Genomic DNA, 20,615 nt, shown 5'->3' with positions numbered 1-20,615 from the left:
AGCCGGAACCGACGGACGCTCGCAGGCGTTCTCTCACCAGGAGCGGCCCCGGCCGCGGAGGAGGCACGGATCATGTCGAACGGTGCAAAGATCGCCATCGGGGGAGTTGTCGCGGCAGTCGTCCTGATTCCGTTCATCGGATTCTGGTGGTCGCTGCTGGTCCTCATCGGCGTACCCACGGTCGGGTACCTGATGCTCGACCCGTCGCAGAGGCGCAGGCTCCGCAGGATCAGCCGTAAGGAGATAGGGCGCTGAACAGCACGGTCATCGCGGTCAGCAGCAACGGCGAGTACTCCTTCACCAAGCCGAACAGGGGCAGCGTCACGCTCCTCGCCGGACTCGGTGTGGAGGGGGACGTCCACGCCGGAGTCACGGTGAAACACCGTTCGCGGGTCGCCCAGGACCCGACGCAGCCCAATCTGCGTCAGGTCCATCTCATCCACGAGGAGCTCTTCGCCGAGCTCAGGGACGCGGGATTCGAGGTCGGCCCGGGCGACCTCGGGGAGAACATCACCACGAGCGGAGTCGATCTCCTCTCGCTCCCCGTGGGCACGCTGCTCCACCTCGGCGGCGAGGCCGTCGTCGAGGTGACCGGCCTGCGCAATCCCTGCCTGCAGATCGACAACTTCCAGGACGGACTGCTCAAGCAGGTCGTCGGCCGCGCGGACGACGGCACCGTCGTCCGCAAGGCCGGAATCATGGGCGTCGTCACGGCAGGCGGAGTCGTGCGGCCCGGCGACGCGGTCGAGGCGGAGCTGCCCGTCGGGCCGCACCGTCCGCTGGAGCGCGTGTAGTACACACGGGTCGTGCCGCGCGAGCGCGCGGCACGCGTCAGGACGGCCGCACGGCCAATTCGTCGAGCGACTTCAGCAGGCCCGGCAGTTCCGGGCCGCGGCCGACCGGCATGATCTCGCCCGGCTCCTCGTCCAGCAGGATGAACGCGATGTCGTCGGTCCTGGCCACCAGGGACCAGCCGGGGCCGTCGGCCCGCAGTGTCCGGGCCCCGCCAGGGGCGAACGCGGAGCGGATCCGGCCGGGCGGGGGCGGAGATCCGACGTACGCCCGTGCCGCTTCGAGCGCCTTGCGTACGCCGGGGTGCTGCCCGGAAGCGGCGGGCTCCCCCGTGCTCCTCGCCTCTCCGGCCGGGGCATCCCCGTCGGGAGCCTCGGTGTGCGGCCCATCTCCGGCCGGAGGTCCGCCGTCCGGCCCGGGCTCCTCGGCCCGGACGAACGCGGTCTCGTCGTCGATCTGCTCGCGCCACGCGGCCCACTGCAGGGCAATCTCGTCCGCCCCGAGGCGCCGCTGCGGAGCACCCCAGACCTCGGTGTCCGGCGGCGTCAGAGGCGCAGGGCCCTCGTCGTCCGGGCCGGGCAGCGGGTCGTGCGGCTCGGGGACGCCGGGCGCGGCGACCGACAGTGCGAGCGGCCAACCCGGGAGTGCGCAGACCACCGAGCGGTCGTCGGGGGAGAGGTCGTACTCCATCCCGCAGTCCCACGAGGCGATGGCGACGGCCACCAGTGAGACGTCCTCGACGACCACCGTCCACCGGGCACCGCCGCTGTCCTGGCCGAGCACGAGGCCGTACCCCTCGGCGTACGGCTCCAGACCGAGCGCGGCGCACGCGGCCACGTAGTCGTCGCCGAGCACGCTCGGGAACTGCGCGGGCGTCAGCAGCACCGCGGTCAGCACAAACAGCGCGTCGTCGTCGGCGACCGTGTCGTCCGTCGCAGCCACAGCACCCACCCTCATCCCTGATCGCTTGGTCCGTCGGCGCACCTTAACTACTCGGTAACCCTGTCGTCGAGGCCCTGACAAGCGCTAACGGCCACGTACCCGGACCGCGCCACCGGCCACCGGGGCGCGCCGCGGCGCCCCTCGTGCCGTGGTGCCGGCCTGCCCGGCACACGTAGGGTTATGGCTCCGGCCGACGAGGGGGACAGCATGGTGAAGCGGTTCGAACGTCTGAAGGAGATCCAGCGGCTGGACCCGGAGCGGGACTTCCTCGAGATCTACCGGCTCTCCGTGTCGTACGAGTTCCCCTGGGACATCACCCGCGCTCTCGAACTCGCCCTGTACCGCACGTACGCCGTCCCCAGCATCGGGCGACTGCTCGCCGAGACGGGCGAACTGACGGAACGTTCACAGAAGAGGTACGACGACACCGCACTTCTTCTCGACGCCGTCGTCGAGCACGGTTTCGACAGCGAGGAGGGCCGCACGGCCGTCCGGCGGATCAACCAGATGCACCGCAGCTACGACATCAGCAACGACGACATGCGCTACGTGCTGTGCACCTTCGTCGTCACCCCCAAACGCTGGCTCGACACGTACGGCTGGCGTAGGCTGTCCGGTCACGAACTGCGGGCCTTCGCCGCGTACTACCGCACGCTCGGCGCCCGGATGGGCATCCAGGACGTGCCGCAGACGTACGAGGACTTCGAGCGCGCCCTGGACTCGTACGAGGAGGAGCACTTCGGCTGGGACGAGGGCGCACGCGCGGTCTCCGACGCCACCCTGGCCCTGATGGGCTCCTGGTACCCGCGCCTGCTCGCTCCCGTGGTCCGCGGAGCCAGCATGGCCCTCCTGGACGACTCGCTGCTCCGGGCGTTCCGGTACGAGCGGCCGAGCCCCCTCGCCCGGGGACTGACCCGCGGGGCGCTGCGTCTGAGGGCCCGCGCCGTACGGCTCATGCCGCCGCGTTCGACCCCTCATTACGCCCGCCAGAACCCGGAGATCAAGGGTTATCCGGACGGCTACGAGGTGGCCGGGCTCGGCACATTCCCCACACCGGGTGTGCGCGGCTGCCCCGTGCCGCACGGGCGGCCCTCGGACGCACCGGCCGAGTGACCGTGAGCGCGGCGGACGGGAGGGTGGGCCCACAGCGCCCGGGTGCCCGAGGGCGACCGCTCAGCCGGTCCGGACGGCCACTGCCAGGAATCGGCTGTCCTCGTCGGTGTACGCGTCGAGCCGCCAGCCGGCGTCCGCCAGCAGAGGCGTGAGGCGGGGCTCCGCCCTGAGATCGTCGTCCGAAAGGACACGGCCGTGCCGTGCGGCCAGCGCGGCACGGCCTATGGGGTGGAACAGCGCGAGCCGGCCACCGGGCCGCACCACCCGCGCCAGCTCCGAGAGCCCCTGGCCGGGGTGCGGGAGATGCGAGATCAGCCCGGCGGCGAAGACGCCGTCGAGGCACCCGGCGCGCAGCGGAAGCCGCGCGACATCGGCCAGCAGCACGGTGCCGCTCGCCGCCCTCCCCGCCCGCCGGGCCGCGTCCAGCATCGCGGGCGTCAGGTCGGCCCCGAGAACCGTCCCACCGGGTCCGACTGCGGCACGCAGCGCCGCCATCGCGCGCCCCGTACCGCACCCCGCGTCGAGCACGGCGTCGCCGGGACGCAGTCCGAGCTCTCCGACGGCGACGGCGAAGGCCGGGCCGTCATCGGGGAAACGGCTGTCCCAGTCCGCCGCCCGGGCGGAGAAGAAGTCCTGCACCTGTGTCCGGTCCTCGGTCATACGGACATGATCGCGCAGCGCGCACCCGAGCGGAACGGCACGAAGCGGTGCACACGTTCGAACGTTGCCTGATCGTTCGGGAACATCTCTCTGTCATATCCCAGCACCTTTCGAAATGCGCCCCCGGTGGGCGCCCCGGTGCGGGCTAGCGTCCCGGATCCATGGGACACCTGGACCACGCCACCTTCGGCTGGCTTACCCCCGTGCTGTCGTACGCGATGGCAGCGATCGGCGCCGCGCTCGGACTCCGCTGCACCGTGCGCGCGCTCGGCACCAGCGGCCGTTCACGCCGCAACTGGCTCCTCACGGCCGCGTCCGCCCTCGGCACCGGCATCTGGACGATGCACTTCGTCGCCATGCTCGGATTCGGCGTCACCGGCACCGACATCCGCTACGACGTGCCGCTCACCCTCCTCAGCCTGCTGGTCGCCATGCTGGTGGTCGGGGCGGGAGTCTTCACCGTCGGCTACGGCCACGACCGCACCCGCGCCCTCTTCGTCGGCGGCCTCACGACAGGCCTCGGCGTCGCCAGCATGCACTACCTGGGCATGGCCGCGTTGCGCCTCCACGGCGCCGTCTCCTACGACCCCCTGCTGGTGACCGTCTCCGTCGTCATCGCCGTCGTCGCCGCCACCGCCGCCCTGTGGGCCGCACTCCACATCAGGTCACCCGGGGCCGTGGCCCTCGCGTCGCTCGTCATGGGCGCGGCGGTGAGCAGCATGCACTACACCGGAATGCTGGCCGTCGGCGTGCGGGTCACACCCTCGGGATCCGAACTCCCCGGAGCCACGGTGATGCAGTTCATCTTCCCGCTCGCCGTCGGCCTCGGGTCGTACCTCTTCCTGACCTCGGCGTTCGTCGCCCTTTCCCCGCCCGCCCGGAACCACACGGCCGATGCACCGGCCGCGGCCCCCGGGGGAGCCTCCGCCGAACGGCCCGCCGAGGCCGCCGCCACCTGACAACCGCCCGACTGCGGCTCACCTGCCGTACACAGCGATTCGGGGCACAGAGCTCCCCACCCGGAACGAGGAGGCCATGCGCACACCCCGTACGACGACCCCGGACCCCGGCGCGCACACCGGCCGGTCCGTGACACCGCCGCGCGGACGGCGCGCACACGCCGGACCGCCGGCGGACGAGCGTCCCGAGCCCGAGGCGGAGCGGCCTTCGCCCGCCGGGCCGGAACCTGGACGCGGGTCTCTACGCCCCCGGACCGTGCGGGCAAAGATCATTTCACTCCTGATGGTGCCCGTCGTCTCTCTGCTCGCCCTCTGGGGACTCGCCACCGTCACCACGGCGCAGGACGTGGCACGCCTGCGTGAGATCCGGCGCGTGGACAGCACGGTACGAGCCCCGGTCGCCGCAGCCGTGAACGCGCTGCAGAGCGAACGCACGGCGGTACTGCGCCAGCTGGCCGCCCCCGGCGCCGGGCACGCCGGGGCCCTGCAACAGCGGGCCGGCCGCACGGACACGGCACTTGACGCCCTGCGCCTGGGTGACGCGCACACCGTCGCCGACGCCGGCATCCTCTCCGCAGGAGCCGCCAGCCGGCTGAGCACGTTCCTGGACCAGGCGCAGCGACTGCGGACCCTGCGCACCGGGATCCTGGACCCGCCCGAAGGGGATTCCGGCACGCCCCGGGCCACCGAGGACGAGACGCGGACCGTCTACACGCGGTACACGGAGACCATCGCCGCGGCATTCGGGGTCTCCGGGGCTCTGACCGGCACCCAGGACGCCGAAACCGGATCGGAGGCCCGTGTCCTCCTCGAACTGGAGCGGAGCGGGGAGATGCTGGCCCGCGAGGAGGCCCTGCTGGCGTCGGCCCTGCCGGCCGGCAGACTCGACGGGGAACGACTGCGCCTGTTCACCGGCGCCGTGGCGACCCGCCGGGCACTGTCCGGGTCCGCCGGAGCCGATCTGCCGGCCGCCGGACGGAAGGCCTGGCGTGCCCTCACCGACCGCACCGCCTACCGGCGGCTCACGGCTGCCGAGGACACCGTGCTGGCCGCACCCCCCGGCCGCCGCGCGGCGGAGGCGGTGCCCGACTCCTGGGAGCGGGACGTGGCGACGGTACGCACGGAGCTGCGCGCCATCGGGTCGCCGGCCGGCGGCCAGGCGTCCGACCGCGCGGGTCCCTTCACACATGCGCTGTTCAGCCCGGCGGGGGCAGCCGTCCTGCTCGGATTCCTCGCCGTCGCCGCCTCGTTGGTGATCTCCGTACGGATCGGCCGCGGGCTCGTCGTCGAACTCGTCGGCCTCCGGGACGGCGCGCTGGAGATCGCCCGGTACAAGCTTCCCCACGCCATGCGGCGCCTGCGTGCCGGTGAGGAGATCGACGTACGGGCCGAGGCGCCACCCGGACGGGCGTCCCACGACGAGATCGGCCAGGTGGGGGAAGCCCTGGACACCGTGCACCGTGCGGCCCTCGACGCCGCGGTCGAGCGCGCCGAACTCGCCAGCGGCATCTCCGGGGTCTTCGTCAACCTGGCCCGCCGAAGCCAGGTCCTCGTCCACCGCCAGCTCACGCTCCTCGACGGCATGGAGCGCCGTGCCGACGACCCGGGCGAACTCGGGGACCTGTTCCGCCTCGACCACCTCACCACCCGCATGAGACGGCACGCCGAAAGCCTGATCATCCTCTCCGGCGCCGCCCCTGGGCGCGCCTGGCGGATGCCCGTACCGCTGACCAACGTCGTACGCGCGGCGGTCGCGGAGATCGAGGACTACGCACGCGTGGAGGTGCGGGCGCTGCCCGACGCCGGCGTGAAGGGCGCGGCGGTGGCCGACCTCACCCATCTGCTTGCCGAACTCGTGGAGAACGCGGCCCAGTTCTCGCCACCGCACACCAAGGTGCGGATCAGCGGGGAACCCGTGGGCAACGGTTACGCCCTGGAGATCGAGGACCGCGGACTCGGCATGGGCAGGGAACTGCTCGACGAGGCGAACCGCCGCATCGAACAGTCCGAGGCGCTCGACCTCTTCGACAGCGACCGGCTCGGCCTCTTCGTGGTGAGCAGGCTCTCCGCCCGTCACCGCATCAAGGTCCAGCTGCGCACATCCCCGTACGGGGGCACGACCGCCGTGGTCCTGCTGCCGACCGCGCTGCTCCAGAGCGAGCTTCCGGAGGGCTCGCAGGCCGGCCCCGTGGACGCCGTGACCCGGACGACGACGGTGGCCAGGGACGACGAAGGCCCCGGGCCCGGAGGGCTCGCCCCGCACTCCGCCGCCCGGCCCCGCCCCACTGCCGTCCCCGCGCCGGCCCCCGTGCCGGCCCTCGAGCGGGGTGCGGCCGCGGGTGCCGGGCCCGGGCCGGCCCCGGTGACCACCCTGCACCGGCGTCCTCGCTCGACCGAGGAGGACGGCGAGCTGCCCCGGCGCGTCCGCCAGGCCAGCCTCGTACCCCAGCTGCGCGAGCAGCCGAAGCCGGACGAGGGCGAGCCGGACCCCGACGGAGGGCCCACGGTGGGACGCACCCCCGAACTGGCCCGTGACCGCATGACCGCCTACCGGGACGGATGGGCCCGCGGGGGCGGCCGGGCACCGGGGGGCAACTCCTCGGGCCGCTCCGCACCCGTCTCCCCGTTCCGCCGGCACACCGAAGGAGAGCAGACATGATGGTGAACGAGAGGCCCGGACGGGCGCCCCGCGGTTCCGGCGAACTCGACTGGCTGCTGGACGATCTGGTCGCGCGGGTCGCCGAGATCCGGCACGCCGTCGTCCTGAGCAACGACGGCTTGGCGGTCGGCGCCTCCCTGGCGCTGAGCCGTGAGGACGCGGAACACCTCGCGGCCGTGGCCTCGGGCTTCAACAGCCTGGCCAAGGGCACGGGACGGCACTTCGGCGCCGGGGGCGTACGCCAGACGATGGTCGAGATGGACGACGGCTTCCTGTTCGTCGCCGCCGCCGGGGACGGCTCCTGCCTCACCGTCCTGAGCACGGCCTTCGCGGACATCGGCCTCGTGGCGTACGAGATGGCGCGGCTGGTGAAGCGGGTGGGCGAACACCTCGCCACCCCGGTGAGGCTCGCCGGGCCACCGGCGACGGGCTGAGGACGGGGACGTGCGGATGAGCGAGGGCGGGGTGCCGCCGGGAAGCGCGGGCGGAGTGCCCCCGGGCAACGGCTCCCTACCGCTGGGAAGTCAGTGGTACGACGCCGAGGCGGGCCCGCTGGTCCGCCCCTACGCCGTCACCGGCGGCCGGACGCAGCCGGGACCCAGCGGGGTCCGGTTCGACCTGATCGCACTCGTGGCGGCCGACGACGGAGCCGGCGGCCGTCAGGGCGAGGCGCTGCTGGGCCCCGAGCACCGGGCTCTGCTCGGCCTGTGCCGCGACGAGGTGCAGTCCGTCGCGGAACTGTCCGCCGACGCCGATCTGCCCGTCGGAGTGGTGCGGGTGCTTCTCGGAGATCTGCTCGAAGCCGGCTGTGTCCGGGTCAGCAGGCCCGTACCGCCCGCCCAGCTCCCCGACGAGCGCATCCTGCGCGAGGTGATCGACGGTCTGCGGGCGCTCTGAGGGCTCCTGTAGTTGTCGTGCGCACCACCTACTCACGACGGATAGCGACCTCATCCGGACATCGGGCGAACCGGTCCGGACACATGAGTCAAAATCCGTTCACTGTCTTCGGCGACTGCCTCTGGTTGTCATGCTGTCGCCCCTACCGACGGCACTCGCGAGAGAAGTGATCGATGTCCTCCGAGCATGTGGACAGCACAGACCAGGAAGAGGCCGGGGACTCCACGGCACTCGCCCTGAAGATATTGGTCGCCGGCGGCTTCGGAGTCGGCAAGACGACCCTCGTCGGCGCGGTGAGCGAAATCCGGCCGTTGCGGACCGAGGAACTCCTCAGCGAGGCCGGACAGTCCGTCGACGACACCGGTGGGGTGGATCAGAAGACCACCACCACGGTCGCCATGGACTTCGGACGGATCACCATCCGGTCCGGACTGTCGCTCTACCTGTTCGGCACGCCGGGGCAGGACCGCTTCTGGTTCCTCTGGGACGAACTGTCGCAGGGGGCACTCGGAGCCGTCGTCCTGGCCGACACCCGGCGACTCGAGGACTGCTTCCCGGCCGTCGACTACTTCGAGCACCGCCGCATCCCCTTCGTCGTCGCGGTCAACTGCTTCACGGGTGCGAGGACCTACGCCGAGGACGACGTCTCGCGCGCACTGGATCTGGACCGGGGCACCCCCGTCGTCCTGTGCGACGCGCGTGACCGTGACTCGGGAAAGGAAGTTCTGATCCGCATGGTCGAGTACGCGGGGCGGATGCATACCGCGCGACTGCTCGACTCGGTCGGCCAGGCCGCCGGCCCGGCCTGAGGCAGGTGTCCCGGCAAGTGATCCGCATCCCACGCCGAGGTCCGTCCGCCTCTCCCCGGGGCCGGGCGGACGGTGGCGCGAAGCAACGCCCCCGCAGCGGGGTGGCGCTTGCCCGCAGGGGAGCCGTACGCAAGGCTTGCGCCGTAGGCGGGGGAACGGATGAACGGGGAGGACGAGCACATGGCGCTGGACCGGGGACTTGACTGGCTTCTCGACGATCTCACCAGCCGGGTGGAGCACATACAGCACGCGCTGGTGCTGTCGAACGACGGGCTGGTGACCGGGGCCAGCACAAGCCTGGCCCGGGAGGACGCGGAGCACCTCGCAGCGGTCTCGTCCGGGCTGCAGAGCCTGGCCCGAGGGTCTGGACGTCACTTCGGTGCGGGGAGAGCACGTCAGACCATGGTGGAGTTCGACGAGGCGCTGCTGTTCGTGACGGCGGCCGGGGACGGCAGCTGCCTGTGCGTACTGACCGCCGCCGAGGCCGATGTCGGCCAGGTCGCCTATGAGATGACCCTGCTGGTCAATCGGGTGGGCGAGCACCTCGGCGTGACGGCGCGGTAGAACTTCGCACGCCTGGACACCCACTGACCTGCATTTTCGTGGATATCCGGGAGTTATCCACAGGCTCTGCGGGTGGTCCCTCCCCGAGCTACCGTGGTCACGGAGAGTATTCGACCTCACGGGGGAGGACGGCCATGACCGTTACGGAAGCCACCCGCACGCACACCGCCGAAGCGGCGGCACCCGGCTGCCTGTCCGCCGCACGCGCGGCTCAGGAGCTGACCTTGAAACGCGGCGAATTCGATCTCGCCGTCCATCTGGGACTGATCCGTGCCGACCCGGCGACGGCCGGGGCGAGGCCCCGGATCCGTCAGCAGGAGATCGACCGGCTGCGCGGGCTGCCGGGATTTCCCGGATCCCTCCGGGACCAGGTGCGTACGGCGGGCACGGCGGAAGGCGCCACGCTCCTCGGGGTCAGGCCCGCGCGCTTCACCGGCCTGGCCCGCATCGGGTGCATCTCACCGGTCGCGTTCTATCTGAACCGCTACCGCGCGGTGGTCTGGCTCTATCTGGTGGACGAGCTTGTCGCCTTCGCCGCGAGAGAGCCCGATCTGATCGGCGGGAAGAACCCGGCGGGGATGCGGATTATGCTGGAGGGCGGCACCGACTGGCGTGCGCGCAACTGGCGTTCACGCAGGATCGACCGCCTGCTGAGCCGCGCGGACGACCCCTGGACGCGCGCGGCCCTGCAGGCCTCCGCCCTGGACCCCGTCCAGCTCGCGGAGGTGGTCGAGGACCCCTACGAGCGGGCCTACCTGACGCGTATGCAGCCGGACTCCGTCTTCGGGCGCCCGGGCTCCTTGTCCGGGAAGGAGGCCATGGCGAGGCTGATGCTGGCGGATGATCCGGACGAAATCCTCTGGCGCCGGGTGAATCTGACGCTGGAGCTGGAACAGGCGCGTGAAGTCCGCCCCGCGCCACGACCCGGATACGACCCCGCGATCCGCCCGGCTCCGATCCGCCCGGCTCCGATCCGCCCGGCCCGGGACCGGCCTGTGGCCGTACGGCCGGCCCCGGGCGTCCCAGGACCGGCATCCGGGCAGAGCGGCCACGCTCCTCGCCGCCCCGGCGGGAGCCCCGGCGTGGGGAGGAGGCTGCTCGTCAGGCTGAGGTTGCGCCGGCCCGGGCGCGGTGATCGATAAAGCGATTGCGCGGGGCGGCCCCCCGGGGCATCTTGGCCTCCATGTTGATCAGGGAAGCCACCGACAAGGACTGGCCCGCCATCTGGCCGTTCTTCCATGCCATCGTCGCCGCGGGCGAGACGTTCACCTACCCGGTGGAGCTCGGTGAGGACGTGGCCCAGGACTGGTGGCTCCTCCCGGAACCGGCCCGCACGGTGGTCGCGGTCGACGACGCCGGGACCGTCCTCGGCACGGCCAAGATGAACAGGAACCACATGGGCAACGGCTCGCACATCGCCAGTGCCAGCTACATGGTGGACCCCGAACACTCGGGCCAGGGCGTGGGCAGGGCTCTCTGCGAGTACACGGTGGACTGGGCGCGCAAGGCGGGGTATCGCGCCATGCAGTTCAACGCCGTGGTGGAGACGAACATCCACGCCGTCCGTCTGTACCGCTCGCTGGGGTTCGAGGTCATCGGGACCCTGCCCGAGGGGTTCAACCACCCCGCGCAGGGCTACGTGGGACTGCACATCATGCACAAGCCCCTCCGAAATCACCCTCACAGCACGCCGGAAGGACTGTGAGCGCAGTGTCTTCCGGCCATCCTGGTGTGTCCTTCATGTCACAAGTAGCGGTGATCTGAGCACAGTTGGCGCACAGCTGATACATGGGGCGGGTGCGCCCCCTGGGGCGGGGAGCAGTACTGTGCGCCCCACCGCCATCTCAGCGGTGAACTCATATGGAGGAAGAATCCATGACCATACCCAGGAGATCGTGGCGCGGCGCGGGAGCATTCGCGGCCGCCGCGGTAGTCGGCCTGGCCGGCGGAGTCCTCTCCGCAGGGCCGGCCGCAGCTCACACCCCCACCTGGGCCGTGACCTGCTCCGAAGTGACGCTCAACCTGACGGCCTACTCGGCCGACGCCACCAACGAGGTGACCGTTTCCGTCGTGGGCGGGGACGATCTGCTTGCCACGACCCAGTTCGGCCGCGACTTCAGCACGAAGACGCCGCTCCAGCTCCCGGAGCACGACAAGGAGCTGACTGTCCGCCTCGTCGTCAAGGCCGGGGACAACGACAGGTACTCCGTCGACGACACGAAGACCGCTCCGGTGTGTGAGGACGACACCCCGTCGCCCACCCCGACCGAGGCGACGCCTTCGGAGACCCCGAGCACGGAGCCGCCGGCCTCGGAGACCCCCGAGCCCAGTGCGACGCCCAGCGAGACCGCCACGGAGGCCGCACCGGCCCCCGCGGAGCCGAGCCCCAGCGCGCCGGACCTGGCCGAGACCGGTTCGTCGTCCGCCACTCCCGTCATCGGCGGAGCCGCTCTCGCGGTTCTGCTCGCCGGCGGCGGCATCCTGTGGTCCGTCCGTAAGCGCCGCAGCGCACAGCACTGACGCATACCGGTATCCCGGCACGGCGGTGGCAGAACACCGGCGGGCCGGGCCGGGGTGCACCGCAACAACTCCGTTGCGGTGCGCCCCGCGCCATTCCACCGCAGCGCGATTCGCGGCTCCGCAGCTGTGCGCCTGTCACCTCCGCGGCCGGAGGATCAGGAGGCGGGACCGATCTCGCACCAGACGGCTTTGCCTTCCCCCCGGGGCTCGATGCCCCAGCGTTCGGCGACTGCGTCGAGCAGCAGCAGACCACGTCCTGAGGTCGACGTCTCGCCCGGAGTGCGCCGCCGCGGCCAGACGCTGGACCGGTCCTGGACCGACAGCCTGATGCGCCGCACGGGTTCCGGCAGGACCTCCAGTGTCAGTACCGCCCCGCCCTCCGTATGCAGCAGCACATTGACCAGCAACTCCCCGGTGACCAGCTCCGCGTCGTCCGCCAGTCCGGCGAGCTCCCAGTCCGTCAACGCCTGACGGACGATGGACCGGGCCTCCGACAGGCCCTGGGGGTCCGCCTGATGGATGTACTGGTGCAGCCGGGGCGCACGCGGAGACCCGAGATCCGGACTGCGCCTCAGGACCAGCAGTGCCACGTCGTCGCCCGAACCCCATCGCTCCCACAGCCGGTCCGACAGATGGTCGGCCAGCGCCTCGGCGCCGTCCGGCCCGTCGCTCACCTCGTGGATCAGCGCCGCGACCCCCGTGTCGACATCGGCCCCCGGCTCCTCGACCAGGCCGTCCGTGTACAGGACGAGGGCCTCGCCCGGCACCAGGTCCAGGCGTGTCTCCGGATACTCCTCGTCCCGGAAATCCGTGGAGATGCCCAGGGGAAGACCCCCGCGCACCTGAGGGACACCGACCCGCCCGTCGGTATGTCTGATCAGCGGCCCGAAGTGCCCGGCGCGCGCCACACGCACCGCCCCCGTGGCGAGGTCGACCTGCGCGTACGTCGATGTCGCGAACCGCTCGGTGTCCAGCTCGGCGAGGAAGCGGGAGGCCCGCGCCAGCACGGTCGCCGGAGGATGCCCCTCGGCGGCGTACGCGCGCAGGGCGATACGCAGCTGGCCCATGATCGCCGCCGCGTGCGTGTCATGTCCCTGGACATCGCCCACCACGACGCCGATGCGGCCTCTGGGCAGGGTGATCACGTCGTACCAGTCGCCGCCGACCTCGCGTCCGCTCCACGCGGCGTGGTAGCGGACCGCGATCTCGCCGCCCTCGATCTCCTGGATACGCCGCGGGAGCATCGCCGACTGGAGCCCGGTGGCGAACTCGCGTTCCTCGTCGAAGAGGATCGCCCGCTGCAGGGACTGGGCCACGATGGCCGCCAGGCCCAGGCACAGGATCCGCTCGTCCGCGCTGAAGACCGTGCGGTCCCGGTAGAACAGGGCGAGTCCCCCCAGCGAGCGGGCCTGAGCTATCAGCGGAAGGTAGGCGACGGCCTGGAAGTTCAGCTCTCCGATGTGCGGCTCGAGCGCCGGGTAGCGCCGGATCAGTGAGCCGAGCGAGGTGATGAACCGGGGGCGCCCGCTGAGGATGGTGTCCCCGAGCGGGAGCGCCGCGTCGAGCTGCCCGGAGCCCAGGCCTTCGAGAACCTCCACCGAGTCACCGCTCAGTGCGATGATCTTGAGCGTGGAGTTCTCCACCAGCCCGAGCGCCAGCCCGTCGGCCCCGATGCCGACCAGGCCGCCCGGACCGGTGAGCGCGGCGGTGACGTCGTCCACGGTCACCGCACGTGACATCGCCGCGGTGGTGCGTTCGACGATGCTCGTCTGGCGGCGGCGCCGCTTTTCCAGATCCAGTACGAAGGCCGAATGGGTGACCTCGGCCGTCGCGTCCCGCACCACACCGATGACGCGGTGTGCCCGGCCGTCCTCGGACCGCAGGATCCGCGCCTGGACATGCGTCCACTGGCGCGACCCGTCCGGGAGGGGCACCTGGAAGTGGACGCTGTAGGAGCTGCTCCCGCCGGAGATCGCCTCCTGGATCGCGGCGTCCAGGCGCGTGCTCTCCGTCGTGTCCAGCTGCTCCAGCACCGCCCCCGGCCGCGACTCGAAGGTCGCGGGATCGAGGCCGAAGACCAACAGCCCCGCGTCGTCTATGTCCAGGGTCCGGGCGTCCAGATCCCATTCGAAGCTGCCGGTCCGGTTCATGGCGAGGCGCTCCGCGGTCCCGGTCTCACCGGCGCTGCGCCGGTCGATCCGGAGCCGAGACGCTGCGTCGTCGTCTGCTCGCCGTGAAGGGTCGGTCATGCCTGCTCCGGAGGTCGTCCGGCGGGGCTGCTGGACGTCGCGGCCCGTAGATCTCAATTGTCGAGCCCGCGATGCCGGAGTGCCACAGCGGTATCACGGGAGACCCGGCTCCGGGACCCCGCGACGGGCGACGCAGAATGGCACGCAGAGATCGTCCACGGCTGACCGGAGCGCACACATGAACGACGACGAGCCCGTCCTGCTGCACACCGAGGGCCACGTCCTGCACATCACCCTCAACCGCCCCCGGGCACTGAACGCGCTCACCCACACCATGGTGCGCGCGATCGACGAGGCACTGACCCTGGCCGCGGACGACGACGCGGTCACCGCCGTCGTGATCGGCGGAGCCGGCGGGCGGGGCCTCTGCGCCGGCGGCGACATCCGGTCGATCTACGAGGACGCCCGCGCGGGCCGGCGCGCGTCCGTGGACTTCTGGCGTGACGAGTACCGCCTCAACGCCCGGATCGCCAGGTTCCCCAAACCGTACGTGGCGCTCATGGACGGCATCGTGATGGGCGGAGGGGTGGGGGTATCGGCCCATGGCGACGTGCGCGTCGTCACCGAGCGCTCACGCGTCGCCATGCCCGAGACCGGGATCGGCTTCGTCCCCGACGTCGGGGGCACATACCTGCTGGCCGGCGCACCGGGCGAGCTCGGCACCCACCTCGCGCTCACCGGCCGGGCAGTCGACGCCGCAGACGCCATCCTGTGCGGGCTGGCCGACCACTTCGTCCCGTCGCAGCACCTCGCCGACCTCACCACCGCGCTCGCCGGAAGCACGACGGCCGCCGAGGTGACGGACACGGTGCTGCGGTACGCGACCGACGCGCCGGAAGGGGAGCTGGCCGCTCACCGTGCGTGGATCGACGACTGCTACGCCGCCGACACCGTCGAGGAGATCATCGACCGGCTGGTCGACAGTGGACTCCCCGCCGCGAAGGAGACCGCGGACGCGCTCCTCACCGCCTCACCCACCGCGCTCAAGGTCACCCTCGCCGCCGTGCGGCGGGCCGGTCGGCTCACCAGCCTCGAAGCCGCCCTCGACCAGGAGTTCCGTGTCTCGTGCCGGTCCTTCGCCGGGCATGACCTGGTGGAGGGCGTGCGCGCCCGGATCATCGACAAGGACCGCACGCCGCGATGGAGCCCCGCCGAGCCCCGCGAGGTCACCGACGCCGAGGTCGCCCGCCACTTCGAGCAGCTCGGCGACCAGGAACTGGGACTGGCCTCGATCTGACCGGCCACGCGCACAGCCCCGCCGTCCGCGCGCCGGATCCCCTGGCCGCCGCCGCCCGTCGGCGGAAGTGACCGGGGGATCCGCTCATTCGCGTACCGTCAGCCGGTCCGCCGCGCGGTCCCAGGCTTCCTGGTCCCCTTGCGGTGTGTAATGGCGCAGATCCTGCGTGCGTGCGACCAGCCTGCGCATGTCCGTCAGCCCGCCCACCAGCCCGTGTGCCCGCGCCTGGAGCAGCACATTGCCGAGCGCGGTGGCCTCGGCGGGACCCGCGGTGACCGGCAGCCCGGTGGCGTCCGCGGTCCACTGGCACAGCAGCTCGTTGCGCGAACCTCCGCCCACCAGATGGATCCGGGTCAGCTCTCGACCCGCCAGCGCGGCGGCCTCGCGCAGCGTCCTGCGATGAGCCAGCGCCAGACTTTCCAGCACGCACCGCACATAACCACCGGGGCTGCCCGGCGTGGCCTGCCCGGTCCGGGTGAGAGCAGCGTCGATCCGCGACGGCATGTCGCCCGGCGCCAGGAACACCGGATCATCCGGGTCGATCACCGCGGCGAACGGCCGTGCACGCGCCGCGTCCGCGAGGAGACCGGCGAGGCCCGTAGGCGTACCCTCGCGCTCCCACGTCCGGCGGCACTCCTCCAGCAGCCACATCCCCATGATGTTGCGGAGATAGCGCACCGTGCCGTCCACACCGCGTTCGTTGGTGAAATTCGCGGCCCTCGACTCCTCGGTCAGCACCGGTGCGTCCAGCTCCAGCCCGGCCAGCGACCAGGTACCGCACGACACATACGCGAACCCCGGTTCGACAGCGGGGACAGCGGCCACCGCTGACGCCGTGTCGTGCGAGGCGACGGTCGTCACCGGTGTGTCCGCCGGCAGGCCGGTGAATCCGGCCACGTGCGGAAGCAGGGTGCCCGCCCGTTCGCCGGGCTCGCGCAGGGCGGGAAACAGCGAACGCTCCAGCCCCAGCCGCCCGATCAGCGCATCGGACCAGTCGCCGGTCCGCGCGTCGAACAGAGCGGTCGTCGACGCGTTCGTCACTTCCGCGCCCACCGACCCCGTCAGCCAGTACACAAGGAGATCGGGCATCAGCAGCAGCGTCCTGGCCACCGGCCACTGGGCCGTCGAACGGTGGGCGGCCAGCTGGAAGACCGTGTTGAACGGCAGATGCTGCAGCCCGCCGATGCCGTACAGCTCCTGTGCGTCGAGACGCGCCATGACCTCCTCGGCGGCCTTCGTGTTACGCGCGTCGCGGTAATGGAACGGCAGGCCGAGGAGTGACCCGTCCGAATCCAGCAGACCGTAGTCCACGGCCCAGGTGTCCACGCCCACCGAGGCCACGGGGCCGCCGCGCGCGGCCGCGCGCAGCCCGTCCAGCATGCCCTGGAACAGGGCGAGTACGTCCCAGTGCAGCCCGTCGGGGAGCCGGACCGGCGTGTTGGCGAAGCGGTGGGCCTCGGTCAGCTCCAGCTTGTCGGGGGCCACTCTGCCGGTGATCACCCGGCCGCTGGTGGCGCCCAGGTCCACTGCGGCGAACACCGGGTCCTGCCGTGAAGTCGCAGACATGAAAATCTCATCCGATCCGGGCGGAGCCGCGCCCCGGGTGTGCACGGAACAGCATCCGGGGCGCGGCGGGGCGGCACACGGTCAGCGCAGGAACGCCGCTGCCACACCGGCGTCGACGGGAATGTGGAGGCCGGTGGTGTGGGTGAGGTCCCCGCCGGTCAGGGCGAACACGGCGTTGGCGACGTGCTCCGGGAGCACCTCGCGCTTGAGGATCGTACGCTGGGCGTAGAACTCGCCCAGCTTCTCCTCCTCGATGCCGTAGGTCGCCGCGCGCTGTGCTCCCCAGCCGGCCGCGAAGATTCCGGAACCCCGCACCACCCCGTCCGGGTTGACCCCGTTGACCCGGATGCCGTGCTCTCCCAGCTCGGCCGCCAGCAGGCGTACCTGGTGTGCCTGGTCGGCCTTGGTGGCCGAGTACGCGATGTTGTTCGGCCCCGCGAACACGGCGTTCTTGGACGCGATGTAGATGATGTCGCCGCCGAGATCCTGGGCCCGCATCACCCTCGCCGCCTCACGGGACACCAGGAACGAACCGCGCGCCATGATGTCGTGCTGCAGGTCCCAGTCCCGGGCCGTGGTCTCCAGAAGGGGCTTGGAGATGGAGATGCCCGCGTTGTTCACGACCAGGTCCACACCGCCGAAGGCCAGGGCTGCAGCCTTGAAGGCGTCGGCGATCTGCTCCTCGGACGTGACGTCCACGGTCACCGCGACCGCCCTGTCCGGACCGCCCAGCTCCTCGGCGACAGCTGCCGCGTTCACGGTGTTCAGATCCGCGACGACGACACACGCGCCCTCCGCGACGAGGCGGTGCGCGATGGCCTTGCCGATGCCCGACCCCGCTCCGGTGACCAGCGCGACCCGCGTGGCCAGCGCCTTGGGCTTCGGCATCCGGCGGAGCTTGGCCTCCTCCAGCTCCCAGTACTCGATCCGGAACTTCTCGGACTCCTCGATCGGCGCGTACGTGGAAACCGCCTCGGCGCCCCGCATCACGTTGACGGCGTTGAGGTAGAACTCCCCGGCGACCCGGGCGGTCTGCTTGTCCTTGCCGAACGAGAACATGCCCACACCTGGCACCAGCACGATCGCCGGGTCCGCGCCACGCATCGCCGGCGAGCCGGGCACCGCATGGCGCTCGTAGTACGCGCGGTACGCCTCCCGGTACTCCCCGTGGAGCACCTCGAGCCGGGCCACCGCCTCCTCCAGCGGAGCGTCGGCAGGCAGATCGAGGACCAGCGGACTGACCTTCGTACGGAGGAAGTGGTCCGGGCAGGAGGTACCGAGAGCGGCCAGACGGGGGTGCTCGGCCCGCGAGAGGAAGTCCAGCACGGGCGCTGCGTCGGTGAAGTGCCCGACCTGCGGCCGGTCCTTGGACGCCAGCCCCCGGATCACCGGAGCGAGGGCCGCGGCCCGTTCCCGGCGCGCCCCCTCCTCCAGGGCCTCCCGGCCGGGGAGTACGGGGCCGAACGGCTCGGCCCTGCCGTGTTCCTCGAGGAAGGTCTCGGCGGTCCGGATCATCCAGAGGGCGTTGCGCTCGCACTCCTCGGAGGTGTCACCCCAGGCCGTGATGCCGTGACCGCCCAGGATGACACCGACCGCCTGCGGATTGGCCTCCTTGACGGCCGCGATGTCGAGGCCCAGCTGGAAGCCGGGCCGACGCCAGCCCACCCAGGCGACCTTGTCACCGAAGCACTCGGCGGTCAGCTTCTCGCCGTCGGCGGCGCACGCCAGAGCGATGCCGGAGTCCGGGTGCAGATGGTCCACGTGCGCGGCCTCGACCAGCGCGTGCATCGCCGTGTCGATCGACGGGGCAGCGCCCCCCTTGCCGTGCAGGCAGTAGTCGAACGCCGAGACCATCTCGTCCTCGCGCTCCACCCCCGGGTACACCGTCCTGAGCGCTCGCACCCGGTCCAGCCGGAGCACTGCGAGACCTGCCTCGGTCAGCGTTCCGAGGTCGCCGCCCGAGCCCTTGACCCAGAGCAGTTCGGCCTCGCCACCGGTGACCGGGTCGGTCTCCGTCGCCTTGACCGAGGCGTTGCCGCCGGCGTAGTTGGTGTTGCGGGGGTCGGAGCCGATCCGGTGGGCGCGCTCCAGGAGCGCGGCGACTTCGGCGTGCGTCGCGGACGTCATGAGGGTTCCTTCGGGAAGAGGGTCGGGCGGGTGCGGCGGGACGTACGCAGGCGGGGGAGCGGGGCTCAGGCGCCCCAGCCCGCCTGCTCTCCGCCGACGCGGTCGGCGGCGATGCGCTCCTGGTTACCGGAGGCGAGGTAGGCGGCGAACGGGTCGCGCGCCAGGCCGAGCTCTTCCCGGACCTCGGCGAGCAGCGGCCGTACGTCCGTGTTGAACGCGTCCATCAGCACTCCGTTGGAAGCAAGGACGTCACCGGCACGCTGCGCCTCCGCCAGCGCCTCCGCGTCGATCAGCAGCGCCTTGGCGGTCGCTTCCTGGACGTTGGTGACCGAGCGGATGACGGCCGGGATCTTGGCCTCGATGTTGTGGCACTGGTCGAGCATGAAGTTGACGTTGGTCTCGGTCTCGAGGCCTCCGTTCTTGACGACCTCGTGCATGATCCGGAACAGCTGGAACGGGTCGGCGGCGCCGGCCATCAGGTCGTCGTCCGCGTAGAAGCGGGAGTTGAAGTCGAAGGCGCCGAGCTTCCCCTCGCGCAGCAGGAACGCGACGATGAACTCGATGTTCGTGCCCGGCGCGTGATGGCCGGTGTCGACGACGACCTGGGCCTTCGGCCCGAGCTTGAGGCAGTGGGCGTACGAGGTGCCCCAGTCCGGGACGTCGGTGGTGTAGAACGCGGGCTCGAAGAGCTTGTACTCCAGCAGCATCCGCTGGTCGTCGCCGAGCCGCTCGTACACCTCGGCGAGGGCTTCGGCCAGGCGGTCCTGGCGACCCACGATGTCGTCCTGGCCGGGGTAGTTGGTGCCGTCCGAGAACCACAGTTTGAGGTCGGCGGATCCGGTGGCGTCCATGATGTCGACGCATTCGAGCAGGTGATCGGTGGCCTTGCGGCGGACCTTCGGGTCCGGGTGGGTCACCGAACCCAGCTTGAAGTCGTCGTCCTGGAAGACATTGGAGTTGATCGCCCCGATCCGCAGCCCGAGCTCCTCGGCGTGCCGGGTCAGCGCCGCGTAGTCCTCCACCTGGTCCCACGGAATGTGCAGCGACACCTTCGGGGCGACCCCGGTCCAGCTGTGCACCTGAGCCGCGTCCGCAAGCTTCTCGAACGGGTCGCGTGGGACACCGGGCTGGGCGAAGACCTTGAAGCGGGTTCCGGAGTTGCCGTAACCCCAGGAGGGCGTCTCGATGACCTGAGACTTCAGAGCTGCCTTGACGGCCGACACATCAGACATGAACACCTCGTAAGCAGAGTCATCCGGCGACCGGTCAGGATCGGGGATGTGAATCGTTTCATCCGGAACGTACGCTAGGTTTGGGCACTGCACTAGTCAAGCGGCCAGTCCAGTTTTCTTCCGGGTTTGAATCAATTCATCGCGACGGGTGAACGGCGCTCGAAGCTCGGGCGGATCCGACGCGGCGCGGCCTGCCCGACGCTCGCAGAGGGTGTGGTGGCCGCCCGAACGGCCGGACGAAGGGCCCCGGAGCGGCCGGTCGCGGGCGGCCCGTCGCGGCGGGCGCCCC

General features: G+C 71.4%; 19 protein-coding genes. 13 read left to right on the top strand and 6 right to left on the bottom strand.

Features of this window, described 5'->3' with window-relative positions; genetic code table 11:
* Positions 1–72: 72 nt before the first annotated feature.
* Together ACIP63_RS19595 and ACIP63_RS19590 are read left to right on the top strand one after the other, a co-directional pair.
* Complete coding sequence (locus ACIP63_RS19595; protein WP_028442276.1) at positions 73–255, top strand: hypothetical protein; 183 nt, start codon at positions 73–75, stop codon at positions 253–255.
* Positions 252–794 (top strand): MOSC domain-containing protein, encoded by a 543-nt coding sequence (locus tag ACIP63_RS19590; RefSeq protein ID WP_401518257.1) that lies wholly within the window; start codon positions 252–254, stop codon positions 792–794. Before ACIP63_RS19595 ends, ACIP63_RS19590 begins: the two co-directional genes overlap by 4 nt.
* A gap of 37 nt (positions 795–831) precedes the next feature.
* On the opposite strand, the gene ACIP63_RS19585 is transcribed toward ACIP63_RS19590, so the two are convergent.
* The gene (locus ACIP63_RS19585; RefSeq protein ID WP_401517169.1) at positions 832–1,734 is read right to left on the bottom strand and encodes a hypothetical protein; all 903 of its coding nucleotides are present in this window, start codon (positions 1,732–1,734) and stop codon (positions 832–834) included.
* 207 nt (positions 1,735–1,941) lie between these two features.
* Here ACIP63_RS19585 and ACIP63_RS19580 point away from each other — a divergent pair, with 207 nt between their 5' ends.
* Positions 1,942–2,847: an oxygenase MpaB family protein gene (locus tag ACIP63_RS19580; RefSeq protein ID WP_401517167.1), complete on the top strand. Its 906-nt coding sequence runs from the start codon at positions 1,942–1,944 to the stop codon at positions 2,845–2,847.
* A 60-nt stretch (positions 2,848–2,907) separates the two neighbouring features.
* Here ACIP63_RS19580 and ACIP63_RS19575 read toward each other — a convergent pair whose 3' ends face one another.
* Positions 2,908–3,507 (bottom strand): class I SAM-dependent methyltransferase, encoded by a 600-nt coding sequence (locus ACIP63_RS19575; protein ID WP_401517165.1) that lies wholly within the window; start codon positions 3,505–3,507, stop codon positions 2,908–2,910.
* Between the two features lie 161 nt (positions 3,508–3,668).
* Here ACIP63_RS19575 and ACIP63_RS19570 point away from each other — a divergent pair, with 161 nt between their 5' ends.
* The 9 genes from ACIP63_RS19570 (at position 3,669) to ACIP63_RS19530 (ending at position 11,915) form a co-directional block, all read left to right on the top strand.
* A complete protein-coding gene (locus tag ACIP63_RS19570; RefSeq protein WP_401517163.1) occupies positions 3,669–4,466 on the top strand; it encodes an MHYT domain-containing protein in 798 nt (265 codons plus the stop codon).
* A gap of 76 nt (positions 4,467–4,542) precedes the next feature.
* Entirely contained in the window at positions 4,543–7,125 is a 2,583-nt protein-coding gene (locus ACIP63_RS19565; protein ID WP_401517162.1) for a nitrate- and nitrite sensing domain-containing protein, read from the top strand.
* On the top strand, positions 7,122–7,559 hold the full coding sequence (locus ACIP63_RS19560; protein ID WP_362940537.1) for a roadblock/LC7 domain-containing protein: 438 nt from the start codon (positions 7,122–7,124) through the stop codon (positions 7,557–7,559). Before ACIP63_RS19565 ends, ACIP63_RS19560 begins: the two co-directional genes overlap by 4 nt.
* A gap of 16 nt (positions 7,560–7,575) precedes the next feature.
* Positions 7,576–8,022, top strand: coding sequence for a DUF742 domain-containing protein (locus ACIP63_RS19555; protein WP_401518255.1), 447 nt, complete (start codon positions 7,576–7,578; stop codon positions 8,020–8,022).
* 173 nt (positions 8,023–8,195) lie between these two features.
* A complete protein-coding gene (locus ACIP63_RS19550) occupies positions 8,196–8,831 on the top strand; it encodes a GTP-binding protein (RefSeq protein ID WP_401517161.1) in 636 nt (211 codons plus the stop codon).
* Between the two features lie 180 nt (positions 8,832–9,011).
* Entirely contained in the window at positions 9,012–9,395 is a 384-nt protein-coding gene (locus ACIP63_RS19545) for a roadblock/LC7 domain-containing protein (protein WP_356710879.1), read from the top strand.
* 134 nt (positions 9,396–9,529) lie between these two features.
* On the top strand, positions 9,530–10,537 hold the full coding sequence (locus tag ACIP63_RS19540) for a DUF6397 family protein (RefSeq protein WP_401517160.1): 1,008 nt from the start codon (positions 9,530–9,532) through the stop codon (positions 10,535–10,537).
* 41 nt (positions 10,538–10,578) lie between these two features.
* Positions 10,579–11,100 (top strand): GNAT family N-acetyltransferase, encoded by a 522-nt coding sequence (locus ACIP63_RS19535; RefSeq protein WP_401517158.1) that lies wholly within the window; start codon positions 10,579–10,581, stop codon positions 11,098–11,100.
* Positions 11,101–11,270: 170 nt separating this feature from the next.
* Positions 11,271–11,915: an LAETG motif-containing sortase-dependent surface protein gene (locus tag ACIP63_RS19530; protein WP_401517156.1), complete on the top strand. Its 645-nt coding sequence runs from the start codon at positions 11,271–11,273 to the stop codon at positions 11,913–11,915.
* Between the two features lie 155 nt (positions 11,916–12,070).
* On the opposite strand, the gene ACIP63_RS19525 is transcribed toward ACIP63_RS19530, so the two are convergent.
* Complete coding sequence (locus tag ACIP63_RS19525; protein WP_401517154.1) at positions 12,071–14,164, bottom strand: SpoIIE family protein phosphatase; 2,094 nt, start codon at positions 14,162–14,164, stop codon at positions 12,071–12,073.
* 178 nt (positions 14,165–14,342) lie between these two features.
* Between ACIP63_RS19525 and ACIP63_RS19520 the strand changes: the two genes are divergently transcribed.
* Positions 14,343–15,401: an enoyl-CoA hydratase/isomerase family protein gene (locus ACIP63_RS19520; RefSeq protein ID WP_401517152.1), complete on the top strand. Its 1,059-nt coding sequence runs from the start codon at positions 14,343–14,345 to the stop codon at positions 15,399–15,401.
* 84 nt (positions 15,402–15,485) lie between these two features.
* On the opposite strand, the gene ACIP63_RS19515 is transcribed toward ACIP63_RS19520, so the two are convergent.
* The 3 genes from ACIP63_RS19515 to rhaI all read right to left on the bottom strand — a co-directional run bounded on the left by ACIP63_RS19515 (position 15,486) and on the right by rhaI (position 20,326).
* Positions 15,486–16,967 (bottom strand): rhamnulokinase family protein, encoded by a 1,482-nt coding sequence (locus tag ACIP63_RS19515; protein ID WP_401517150.1) that lies wholly within the window; start codon positions 16,965–16,967, stop codon positions 15,486–15,488.
* An 81-nt stretch (positions 16,968–17,048) separates the two neighbouring features.
* Positions 17,049–19,094, bottom strand: a complete 2,046-nt coding sequence (locus ACIP63_RS19510) for a bifunctional aldolase/short-chain dehydrogenase (RefSeq protein ID WP_401517148.1) — start codon at positions 19,092–19,094, stop codon at positions 17,049–17,051.
* Positions 19,095–19,159: 65 nt separating this feature from the next.
* Positions 19,160–20,326, bottom strand: coding sequence for an L-rhamnose isomerase (gene rhaI / locus ACIP63_RS19505; RefSeq protein WP_401517146.1), 1,167 nt, complete (start codon positions 20,324–20,326; stop codon positions 19,160–19,162).
* Between the last annotated feature and the right edge of the window lie 289 nt (positions 20,327–20,615).

Origin of the sequence: Streptomyces sp. NPDC088746, assembly GCF_044751065.1 — a bacterium.
Classification (GTDB): Bacteria; Actinomycetota; Actinomycetes; order Streptomycetales; family Streptomycetaceae; genus Streptomyces.
Note: the sequence above shows the minus strand (reverse complement) of the source record. Positions and strands in the feature narration are given on the sequence as shown.

Bases quoted from the DNA above. Each gene is read 5' to 3' on its own strand.
- ACIP63_RS19550 (WP_401517161.1), top strand. From the start codon at position 8,196: ATGTCCTCCGAGCATGTGGACAGCACAGACCAGGAAGAGGCCGGGGAC.
- ACIP63_RS19540 (WP_401517160.1), top strand. From the start codon at position 9,530: ATGACCGTTACGGAAGCCACCCGCACGCACACCGCCGAAGCGGCGGCA.
- ACIP63_RS19530 (WP_401517156.1), top strand. From the start codon at position 11,271: ATGACCATACCCAGGAGATCGTGGCGCGGCGCGGGAGCATTCGCGGCC.
- ACIP63_RS19535 (WP_401517158.1), top strand. From the start codon at position 10,579: ATGTTGATCAGGGAAGCCACCGACAAGGACTGGCCCGCCATCTGGCCG.
- ACIP63_RS19555 (WP_401518255.1), top strand. From the start codon at position 7,576: ATGAGCGAGGGCGGGGTGCCGCCGGGAAGCGCGGGCGGAGTGCCCCCG.
- ACIP63_RS19515 (WP_401517150.1), bottom strand. From the start codon at position 16,967: ATGTCTGCGACTTCACGGCAGGACCCGGTGTTCGCCGCAGTGGACCTG.
- ACIP63_RS19545 (WP_356710879.1), top strand. From the start codon at position 9,012: ATGGCGCTGGACCGGGGACTTGACTGGCTTCTCGACGATCTCACCAGC.
- rhaI (WP_401517146.1), bottom strand. From the start codon at position 20,326: ATGTCTGATGTGTCGGCCGTCAAGGCAGCTCTGAAGTCTCAGGTCATC.
- ACIP63_RS19575 (WP_401517165.1), bottom strand. From the start codon at position 3,507: ATGACCGAGGACCGGACACAGGTGCAGGACTTCTTCTCCGCCCGGGCG.
- ACIP63_RS19570 (WP_401517163.1), top strand. From the start codon at position 3,669: ATGGGACACCTGGACCACGCCACCTTCGGCTGGCTTACCCCCGTGCTG.
- ACIP63_RS19560 (WP_362940537.1), top strand. From the start codon at position 7,122: ATGATGGTGAACGAGAGGCCCGGACGGGCGCCCCGCGGTTCCGGCGAA.
- ACIP63_RS19580 (WP_401517167.1), top strand. From the start codon at position 1,942: ATGGTGAAGCGGTTCGAACGTCTGAAGGAGATCCAGCGGCTGGACCCG.
- ACIP63_RS19520 (WP_401517152.1), top strand. From the start codon at position 14,343: ATGAACGACGACGAGCCCGTCCTGCTGCACACCGAGGGCCACGTCCTG.
- ACIP63_RS19595 (WP_028442276.1), top strand. From the start codon at position 73: ATGTCGAACGGTGCAAAGATCGCCATCGGGGGAGTTGTCGCGGCAGTC.
- ACIP63_RS19510 (WP_401517148.1), bottom strand. From the start codon at position 19,094: ATGACGTCCGCGACGCACGCCGAAGTCGCCGCGCTCCTGGAGCGCGCC.
- ACIP63_RS19565 (WP_401517162.1), top strand. From the start codon at position 4,543: ATGCGCACACCCCGTACGACGACCCCGGACCCCGGCGCGCACACCGGC.
- ACIP63_RS19525 (WP_401517154.1), bottom strand. From the start codon at position 14,164: ATGACCGACCCTTCACGGCGAGCAGACGACGACGCAGCGTCTCGGCTC.